The sequence below is a fragment of the Mesorhizobium sp. genome (assembly GCF_041661565.1).
GTDB lineage: Bacteria > Pseudomonadota > Alphaproteobacteria > Rhizobiales > Rhizobiaceae > Mesorhizobium.
Window position 1 is genome coordinate 1 of sequence record NZ_JBAZUD010000178.1, and the last position, 9280, is coordinate 9280.

The window sequence follows — 9280 nt, forward strand, 5'->3', positions numbered from 1 at the left end:
CTGCGGGCTGATGCTGGGCTATCTCTGGTACATCAGCATCCACCACATGATCCATCACTGGCATCCCGCCCATCCGAGCTATCTCTATACGCTGAAGCGCCGGCACGCGGTGCATCACCATGTCGACGACAACGCCAATTTCGGCGTGACTTCGATCTTCTGGGATCGGGTGTTCGGCACGGCGCGGCTCTGAGAAGCAGTGCAGTAGGGCAGTAGGGCGGCTGGTCAGCGGCGCTTGCCGCGAGCGCCGGGAGATTTGGCGGCGGGCGACTTGCCGCCGCGCGGCCCGGTCTGGACCGGCGTGTTGTGCTGGTTTTCGTGCGACAGCTTGCGCCAGCGGGCGAGGCGCTCGGGGTCGAGCGTGCCGGCCTTTATCGCAGCCTGCACCGCGCAGCCCGGTTCATGCACATGCGTGCAGTCGCGGAATTTGCACAGCGGCGCGAGCTCGGTGATTTCGGCGAACAGCGTGTCGATGCCCGAGGCGACGTCGCTGACCTGCAGCGTGCGCATGCCCGGCGTGTCGATCACCCATCCGCCGCCGGCAATGGCGTGCAGCGACCGCGCCGTGGTGGTGTGTCGCCCCTTGGCGTCGTGTTCGCGGATCGCTCCGGTCTGTTGCGGCGATTGTTGCGCCGAACCGGCCAAGGTGTTGACAAGCGTCGATTTGCCGACGCCGGAGGAGCCGATCAGCGCGACCGTCTGGCCTGGACCGCACCAGGCGGCCAGAGCGTCGGCGGCGTCGGCGGCGCGCGGGTTCAGCATCACCACGGACAGTCCGCGCTGCAGCGCGGCGGCCTGCGTCCGGTAGGTCTCGGCGTCCTCGGCCGTGTCGGCTTTGGTCAGCAGGATCACGGGCGTGGTTCCGGCCTCGTTGGCCAGCGCCAGGTAGCGTTCGAGCCGGGCAATGTTGAAGTCGGCATTGCAGGAGGTGACGATGAACAGCGTGTCGACATTGGCGGCGGCCAGCTGCGGCACCCGGCCGCCCTGCGTGCGTCGCTCCAGCACCGTCTTGCGGGTCAGCCGGCGCTTCAGCAGATGACTGGCGGGCTCGACGAGCACCCAGTCGCCGACGGCGTAGTCGCCGGTGTTGGCCTGGGGCGCCAGGGTGAGGTCGATCTGCCCGGCCTGCGACAGGCCGGCGAGGCGGTCGCGATGCACCATGGCGATGCGGGTTGGGATGAGGCCGGAATCGTCCGGTTCAAGCTGCTCATCGAAGAAGTCCGACCAGCCAAGGCCGGCGAGGGACTGGGCAGGGACCGTCACGGCTTCGACCAACGGTACGGTGTCGCGGGCATTGGCGGAATCCCTGGCAGGAAGATGTCGGACGCCGAGCGCCTTCGGAGGCAATGTGCCTGACTGCTGTATGGGCGGCATGGCGCGATTTGGCAAGCAGGTCACGGCCAAGGCCGGTCTGTCCGGTCGGCCGCGAGGTGCGCCTCAGAGTTCCTTTTCGGCCAGTTCCCGGAACTCGTCGGGCACAGAACGCCCCGCCTCCAGCGCCACGCTGCCGTAGCCGACGGCCTGCTTGCCGAAGCGTTCGCGGATCTTGTCGATGGCGCGGTCGGCGCCGAGGCGCGCCAGGCCTTTCCTGCTGCCGGGCCGGCGCTTCTCGTCGGCAAGGCCGAGCGGCAGGTCGAATTGCAGCTCGGCGCTTTCCTCCAGATGCGAAACCGAGATCGCCAGCAGCGAGATCATCGTCTCCTGGCGGTGGTCGGCCAGCACGCCGCGCACCAGGTCGCCGGCGATCTCGGCCAGCGTCGCCGTCGCCGAGACCGGCTGGTCGAGCGTGATCGAGCGGGTGACGGCGCTGAGATCGGCGAAGCGCACGCGAACCGTCACCGTTCGGCCGGGCCGCGCCTTGGCGCGCAGCCGGCTGGCGACACGGTCGGCCAGATGCAGCAAGGTGGGCACGACGACATCGGCCACGGCCGGCTTGCGCCCCAGCGCCGATTGCGCGCCGGCCGAGTGCGCCCGGCGCCCGGTCTCCAGTTTGCGCGGGTCGCGATTCCACGCCAGCGCCGCCAGTTTTTCGCCGGCGGCCGGGCCAAGCAGCCGTGTCAGCGCGCCGCTATGGGTCCTCGCCAGCTGGCCGATGGTCTCGACGCCGATCTCGGCAAGCCGCGCCCTGGTCACCGGGCCGACGCCCCACATCAGTGCGACCGGCAGGTCGTGCAGGAAAGCAAGCTCGGTTCCGGGCTCGACAACCACCAGCCCGTCGGGCTTGGCGACCTGCGAGGCGATCTTGGCCAGATGCTTGGTGCGCGCCACGCCGATCGAGATCGGCAGGCCAAGCTCAGCGCGCACGCGGCGGCGGATGGCCATGGCGATCTCGTGCGGCTGCCCGAACAGATGCGTGCAGCCGGCGACATCGGCGAAGGCCTCGTCGATGGAGATGCGCTCGACCACCGGCGTGAAATCGTCGAGCACCCTGATCGCCGCGTCGCCCAGCCGCTGGTAATGGCTGAAATTGCCGCCGACGAAGATCAGCTGCGGGCAGAGCTCTCGTGCTCTGCGCCCCGGCATGCCGCCGCGCACGCCGTAGGCGCGCGCCTCATAGGAGGCGGCGAGCACCACGCCGCCGCCGACAGCGATCGGCTTGCCGCGCAGCGATGGGTCGAGCAGCTGCTCGACCGAAGCGTAGAAGGCGTCGAGATCGGCATGCAGGATGGTGGCTGTCGTTTCCATCCGGCGCATTTCCGAAGTTGCTGATGGATCGGAACAGATAGAGAACAAATGGTGGTGATTGTCAATCTGGCGCGGGGGTATGGACTGCGGCCCCCTTGTTCCCATTTTGGGAACTCGCTATATCACGGCATGCAGATTATCGCCAAGAAAGCGCTGAAGGATTTTTGGGCTAAACACAATCAGGCTGAAGCTCCTTTAACGGCTTGGTACGTGGCTGTCGGCGATGCCGATTGGAAGACCCCGGCGGACATCAAGGAGACGTTTGGAACAACGGTCGATTTTGTCGGCGACAATCGTGTCATTTTCGACATTGGCGGCAACAAGTACCGGTTGATCGTCCACGTCGCTTACAAATTTCACCGGGTCCTGATCAAATTTGTCGGGACACACAAGGACTATGAGAAGATTGATCCGGAGAAGGTGTGATGGAAAACATTCGACCCATTAAGACCAAAGCCGATTATGATTGGGCGATCGCCGAAATCACCAGATATTTCGAGAATGAGCCGGAGGTCGGTTCCAGCGAAGGTGATCGCTTCGACGTTCTCGCCACCCTGATCGAAGCATATGAGGACAAGCATTATCCGATTGAATCGCCCGATCCCGTCGAAGCCATTCAATCGCACATGCAACTGTTCAACCTGTCGCGAAAGGCTCTGGCGGAGATCATCGGATCATCGCCCCGGGCAACCGAGGTGCTGAACAGACAGCGCGCCCTCACGATGGATATGGTCTTCAAACTGAACAAGGAATGGAACATTCCCGCCGAGATACTCGTGCAGCCCTATCACCTTGCACATGGCGGGGGCCGCAAGCGCGCATAGGTCGTCGGATCCCTTTCCAGTTGTTCCTACGCCGGACGCTTGGGGTCGATCGCAATCGAGCCCAAACCACATCTGCATCCAATTGCCGATCGCCATGTCCATGGCGCTTTGTGGTGAACTCTATCGGCCGGGCTGCCATAGGCCGGCTGCGTGGGATCGCTATTCTTGGGGCTGCGTGGGATCGCTGTTCTTGGCAAGATTCCAGCGGTAACTGTTTCTTCTCTGATTTTGCCTCAGATTGCGCCGGGCGGGCAACAAGCGAAACAGAAGATGGCGGCTCAGGACAACAAGAACCGTACGGGAATTTTCTGGGCGAAGGCACTGGAGCGTGCCGAGCTTGGCGTCTGGGACTGGGATCTTCGATCCGGCGACTGCTTCTACTCGGCGACCTGGGCTCGAATGCTCGGCTATGGAGACAATGAGCTTCCCAACACCAGCGACCTCTGGCTGCAACTGACCCATCCCGATGATCGCGAGCGCGCGCTGGCCAGCGGCGCGCGCCACATCTCCGGCGAGACCGACAGGATCGAGACCGAACTCCGGCTCCGGCACAAGCAGGGCCACTGGGTCTGGGTGCTTGATCGCGGCGGCATCGTCGAGCGCGACAAGGACGGGCAGCCCATTCGCCTTGTCGGCGTGCAGACCGATATCTCCAGGCAGAAGGCGGTCGAAGCCGAACTCGAGCAGGTCAATGTGCGCTTCCGCCTCGCGCTGGCCGCCAGCGGCACCGGCATCTGGCATCACGATGCAGCCACCCGGAAGAGCTACTGGGACGAGCGCACCCGGGACATCTTCGGCCTGGTCGCTGACACTGACGAGGTGCCCGACGACCTCTGGCCCAGCTACCTGCACCCCGAGGACAAGGAGGCGGCCGAGCAGGCGCATCTGGCGCCGGTCGGCACGCGCGATGTCGTGGCCGTCCAGTACCGCATCATAAGGCGCGATGGCCAGGTCCGGCACGTTGAATCGCTGCTGCGTTTCATCGCCGACCCGCCATCGGCGGGACAGACGCTGGGCACCGTGCGCGACATCACCGAGGAGAAACTGCGCGAGGAGGAGCTTGCCTATGCGGCCCACCATGACGCGCTGACCGGCCTGTGGAACCGCTCGGCCTTCGACCGGCTGCTCTCCGACCACATCGCGGCACGCGTGGCGCTGGCGGTGTTCTATGTCGACCTCGATTACTTCAAGGCGCTGAACGATTTTGCCGGCCACGCCGCCGGAGACGTGGCGCTGAAGAGCGTGGCGGCCGGCATCCGCTCCTGCCTGCCGGCGTCCGCGGACGCTGCTCGGCTGGGCGGCGACGAATTCGCGCTGCTGGTGCCGCATTGCGACACCGCGCAGGCGGAGCGCATCGCAACGGCCGTGCTTGGCGCGGTGCGCGAGGCCGATCTCGGCACGACTTCGCCGTCGCGCAAGCTGGCGGCCTCGATCGGCATCGCCTTCATCGCCGACGGCGACACCACGGTGGCCGACGCGCTGGCCTGCGCCGACGATGCCTGCTACGCGGCCAAGGCCGCCGGCCGCAACCGTTTCGCCATGTTCTCAGCTACGGCGAAACCGGGTTCCGGCGGGCTCAACGCGGCACGGATCGCCGCCGACACGGTCGATGCCATGGAGGACGGACGGTTGAAGCTGTTCGGCCAGGAAATCCATCTGCTTGGCAGGCCATGGCACGAAAGCCGCCATGTCGAAGTGCTGGCGAGGCTTGTCGGCCGCAATGGCGGGCTGGTGCCGCCCGGCGAGTTCATACCGGTGGCCGAGCGGTTCGGCTTCGCCTCCAGGCTCGACCGCTGGATCATCCGCGCCGCGCTGTCGCAACATGGCGAGGCCTTGCGCGCGGGCGCGGTGACCCTCGGCTTCAACCTGTCGGCGCAGACATTGAGCGACCCGCAGCTTTGGGAGTTCGTCGACAGCGTCATCGACGAGACCGGGGCGACGCATTCGGGCATCGGCTTCGAAATCACCGAGACGGCCGCCGTCACCAATTTCGACGCCGCCGAACAGTTCGTGCGCAAGGCGCGCGAGCGGCACTGCAGGGTCAGCCTCGATGATTTCGGCACCGGCATGAGTTCGTTCGAATACCTCCGGCGCTTCGCGGTCGACGCGATCAAGATCGACGGCTCCTTCATCGAGCACATCACGGAAAGCCGCTTCGATCGCGAGATCGTGCTGGCCATCACCAGCATCGCCCGCAGCGTCGGCTGCGTCGTGGTCGGTGAGAAGATCGAACGGCAGGACACGGTGACAATGCTCAGCGACATGGGTGTCGCCTTCGGCCAGGGCTACCTCTTGCATCGGCCCGAACCCCTGGACGCGATCATTGCCCGCGCGGCGGCAGCCGCGGCGATGCCGGTCCGCAAGATATCCTGATCAGCCGTGCCGCCGCCCGACGCCGCGCGTGACGAGACGTAACGCTGCGGGTACGAGACGTCACCGCGCCGTCGATTGCGGAAACTCCACCACCCCTGTCGATGGCCGCCGGTGCTGGGCTTCCACGACCGCCTCGATCACAAGGTCCAGCGTGTCACGTGCCGAACGGCTCGTTTCGTCATTGCCGCGCAGATAGTAGTAGGCGCGTTCGAGGTGGACATGGGCGGCTGAAAAATCGCTGGTCAAGGCTCCCTCCATGATCCCGCCCTAATATATCTTGCCGGGCCTGGCGAAACGCGGGGTAAATATCCACAGGCAGGTTTTATTCAAATGCCGGCAGTTCCCGGCGACGGAGCGCCCTCCCGCCGGCAGGTCTCGACCGCCGCGCCTTGCGCCGCCTTGCCATGCGCCTAGACTATGGGCTTCGTTGCCCGAGGTGAGAGCATGATCGTCCAGGCCTGCATCAACGGCGCGCGTCCGCGCGATTTCCATCCATGGCTGCCGCTCGACGCGCAAGCCATGGCCAGCGGTGCCGCGGCCTGCGTCGCCGCCGGCGCGGCCGAACTGCACATTCATCCGCGCGGCGCCGACGGGCGCGAAAGCCTGTCGGCCGTCGACGAGACCATGCTGGCGGTGCGCCGGACCTGTCCGGGCACGCTGATCGGCGTCTCGACCGGCGCCTGGATCGAGAATGACGCGGAGCGGACCCGCGAGGCGATCGCCGGCTGGCGCGAACCGCCCGACTACGCCTCGGTCAACCTGTCGGAAGCCGACGCGCCCGCGGTGATGGAGCTTCTGCGCCTGCGCACCATCGGCATCGAGGCGGGGCTTGCCGGCGTCGCCGATGCCGAGCGCTTCGTGGCGCTCGCCGGCCACAGACGGGTGCTGCGCATCCTGATCGAGATCGACATCCAGGACCTGCCGGCGGCGCTTGAAGAGGCGCAGGGCGTCGCCACCGTGCTCGAACGCGCAGAAGTGCGGCGTCCGATCCTCCTGCACGGTTCCGACGCGACCGTCTGGCCATTCGTCGAACTTGCGCATCGAAAGCGCTGGTCCACGCGGGTCGGGCTGGAGGACGGCCGGACGCTCGCCGACGGGACGGTGGCGAAAGACAATGCGGAAATCGTCGCGGCTGCGGTGGCGCTGTTTCGCCCCGAGGCTTGACGAGGCCGACCAAATACTTGTTTCTTATTTCAGGCTGACATCGTCGCGATTGTTCAAGAAATCGTATCGATTACTGCTATATCGGCGCTGTGCGCGAGACACTGCGCAGATGTCTTGACCGGGGGGGCGAGTTGATCGGATCAGTCGTGAAACGACGTTGGCCTTCGCGGCGAGCGTTCGGCGGCATTGTCGTTTTGCTGGCCTTGCCGGGGTGTGGGCCGGCTGATGCAAATCTTGCGGACTGCATTGGCTTGGTCGCCGGTGGCGCCCGACAAATGGACGCCTGCACGCAGGTCATCGACAACGCCGCCGCACGCGTTGAAGAGCGCGGCGCTGCTTATCTCAGGCGCGGCACTGGCTGGAGCGCGAAGGGTGACGGTGACCGCGCGATCGCGGATATCGATCAGGCAATCAACCTCGAGCCCGCGGAGATCACCGCCTATTTGCAACGGGGCTTGATCAATGCCCAAAAAGGAGATTTCCAACAGGCCACGGCCGATTTCGAGAAAGCGATCAGCATCGATCCGAAGCGTGCCGATGCCTACAACGGTCGAGGTTACGCCTGGTTCAGAAGAGGCGACAACGATCGTGCCCTTGCCGATTACACCAAGGCGCTCGATCTCGATCCGAAACGGGTCGAAACCTACAACAACCGCGGCGCCGCTTTTGCAGCCAAGGGCGACAACGATCATGCCATGTCCGACTTCGATAAGGCGATCAGTCTCGATCCCAGGTTCGCCCGCGCCTATTACAACCGAGCCGCGGCATGGTTTGCCAAGGCCGACTATGACCGCGCGCTGCTCGACAGCGACCAGGTAATCAGCCTCCATCCAAGCGCCGATGCCTACACCAATCGGGGTCTGACCTGGGCTGCCAAGGGGGACCTTGATCGCGCCATGGCCGACTATAACGAAGCCATAAACCTCGATCCAAAATATGCGGGCGCTTATTACAATCGAGCAGTGGCGTGGTCGCAGAAGAGCGACCGCGATCATGCGGTGGCCGACTACACCAAGACGATAGAAGTCGATTCTAATTACATCCAAGCTTACGTTAATCGGGGCGTTATTCGAGTTGACGAAGGTGACTACGGTCAGGGGATCGCCGATTACAGTCAGGCAATCAATCTGGATCCAAAACTCGCCATCGCGTATTCCAACCGTGGACTTGCTCTGGCCCGCAAAGGCGATACCGATCATGCGATAGTCGACTTCGACCAGGCCATTCTCCTCGACCCTAAAAACTTCGAAGCCTATAACAATCGCGGATTGGTTCGGGCCGACAAAGGCGACGATGACCGAGCGATTGCCGATTTGAGCCAGGCAATCAGTCTTCGCCCGACTTACTCCAGGGCTTACGATAATCGCGGTAAGGTATGGTTTGGCAAGGGCGACCTGGATCGCGCTATCGCCGATTTCGACCAAGCGATCAGCCTCGACCCAAAGAGCGCTTCGGCTTATTGGGACAGAGGCCTCGCGCGGGTCGACAAGGGCGACGACAATGAGGGCGCGATTGCTGATTTCAGTATGATGATCCTGCTCGATCCGGGAAATCCCTATGGCTATTCAAGTCGCGGTCTATTGAATCTCTATTTCGGAGCCATACCCGAGGCGCAGGCCGATCTGGAGCAAGCGGCAAAGCTCAAGCCTGATGACCCGTATCTTGCGATCCTGCATGCTTTGGCAGACCCGCGTAGTGCAGCCGTGGATCATTTGCGGGAGGCAACCGAAAAGCTCGACATGATAAAGTGGCCGGCGCCGGTGGTTCGAATGTTGCTTGGCCAGAAGACGCCGGCCGAGACCCTGGCCGAAGCCGACGACCCGGACCCGGACACGAAAACCGGGCAAGTATGCGAGGCTAACTTCTACACGGCCGAGTTTAAGCGGATCCAGGGACTTGGGGACGAAGCCCTTCGACTCTATAGGCTCGCCGTCCGCGACTGTCCCAAGAACTTCGACGAGTATCGAGCAGCCAGGCTTGCGCTGCGCGCTTTGGCGCCGTGAGGCGCCTACTTGGTCTCAGTCTCTTCCGCCGACAGTTTTAGAAGGTCTTCGGCCTCCGAAGGCCTATTTCGATGTCGGTGTGCCTCCCAGGATCATTCCCCCAAGATGATCCCGATCGCCTGGTCGACCACCGGGTGCAGTCCGCTTGCCTGGAAGGACAGCCGGTTGCCGGAGCCGACATTGCTGGTCATGGCGATGGTCAGGCCGGAAACCGGATCGTGCTGCATGACC

Annotated in this window: 9 protein-coding genes; 6 read left to right on the top strand and 3 right to left on the bottom strand. The window is 64.2% G+C overall.

Features of this window, described 5'->3' with window-relative positions:
• On the top strand, positions 1-193 hold a 193-nt coding region (locus WC739_RS22795), incomplete at its 5' end, for a sterol desaturase family protein (RefSeq protein WP_372955257.1).
• 32 nt (positions 194-225) lie between these two features.
• On the opposite strand, the gene rsgA is transcribed toward WC739_RS22795, so the two are convergent.
• A complete protein-coding gene (gene rsgA, locus WC739_RS22800) occupies positions 226-1275 on the bottom strand; it encodes a ribosome small subunit-dependent GTPase A (RefSeq protein ID WP_372955264.1) in 1050 nt (349 codons plus the stop codon).
• A 162-nt stretch (positions 1276-1437) separates the two neighbouring features.
• Positions 1438-2685 (bottom strand): DNA polymerase IV, encoded by a 1248-nt coding sequence (dinB, locus tag WC739_RS22805; RefSeq protein ID WP_372955258.1) that lies wholly within the window; start codon positions 2683-2685, stop codon positions 1438-1440.
• Between the two features lie 129 nt (positions 2686-2814).
• On the opposite strand from dinB, the gene WC739_RS22810 reads away from it, so the two are divergent.
• The 3 genes from WC739_RS22810 (at position 2815) to WC739_RS22820 (ending at position 5882) form a co-directional block, all read left to right on the top strand.
• A complete protein-coding gene (locus WC739_RS22810; protein ID WP_372955265.1) occupies positions 2815-3111 on the top strand; it encodes a type II toxin-antitoxin system HigB family toxin in 297 nt (98 codons plus the stop codon).
• Positions 3111-3509 (top strand): type II toxin-antitoxin system HigA family antitoxin, encoded by a 399-nt coding sequence (locus WC739_RS22815; protein WP_372955259.1) that lies wholly within the window; start codon positions 3111-3113, stop codon positions 3507-3509. Before WC739_RS22810 ends, WC739_RS22815 begins: the two co-directional genes overlap by 1 nt.
• Before the next feature lie 270 nt (positions 3510-3779).
• Positions 3780-5882, top strand: a complete 2103-nt coding sequence (locus tag WC739_RS22820) for an EAL domain-containing protein (protein WP_372955260.1) — start codon at positions 3780-3782, stop codon at positions 5880-5882.
• A 60-nt stretch (positions 5883-5942) separates the two neighbouring features.
• On the opposite strand, the gene WC739_RS22825 is transcribed toward WC739_RS22820, so the two are convergent.
• A complete protein-coding gene (locus WC739_RS22825; protein ID WP_372955261.1) occupies positions 5943-6128 on the bottom strand; it encodes a hypothetical protein in 186 nt (61 codons plus the stop codon).
• Positions 6129-6326: 198 nt separating this feature from the next.
• On the opposite strand from WC739_RS22825, the gene WC739_RS22830 reads away from it, so the two are divergent.
• Both WC739_RS22830 and WC739_RS22835 read left to right on the top strand, forming a co-directional pair.
• Complete coding sequence (locus WC739_RS22830) at positions 6327-7046, top strand: 3-keto-5-aminohexanoate cleavage protein (RefSeq protein ID WP_372955262.1); 720 nt, start codon at positions 6327-6329, stop codon at positions 7044-7046.
• Positions 7047-7177: 131 nt separating this feature from the next.
• Positions 7178-9049 carry a tetratricopeptide repeat protein gene (locus WC739_RS22835; protein ID WP_372955263.1) on the top strand — a complete coding sequence of 624 codons (1872 nt, stop codon included), beginning with the start codon at positions 7178-7180 and terminating at the stop codon, positions 9047-9049.
• Positions 9050-9280 lie beyond the last annotated feature (231 nt).